1 protein-coding gene is annotated in these 245 nt (G+C 68.6%); it reads right to left on the bottom strand.

What is annotated here, in order from left to right; all coding sequences use genetic code 11:
* Positions 1 to 245 (bottom strand): zinc-dependent metalloprotease (locus RVY79_RS21085; protein ID WP_317466560.1); only part of this gene is annotated, 245 nt, incomplete at both ends.

Raw genomic sequence — 245 nt, 5'->3', positions numbered from 1 at the left:
CTTGAGCTCACTGAAGATGGCCGCTTGCAGCGTGCCATAGACCTCGCCCAGCGAGACCGCCCCCTTGCGCTGGGCCTCGGGCAGATAGCCGGGCATCTCGATCAAGCGGCGCGCGGTGTTGGGCGACAGCAGGCGGTCGAGCACCCGGCCCTGCAGCCCGGCGACAGCGTCGGGGATGGACAGCGGCAGGCCACGGTCCCACTCGTTGTAGTCGACCACCTGAGTCGCCAGGAACTCGGGCTTGA

Source organism: Chromohalobacter sp. HP20-39 (assembly GCF_033052815.1).
Classification (GTDB): Bacteria; Pseudomonadota; Gammaproteobacteria; order Pseudomonadales; family Halomonadaceae; genus Chromohalobacter.
Note: the sequence above shows the minus strand (reverse complement) of the source record. Positions and strands in the feature narration are given on the sequence as shown.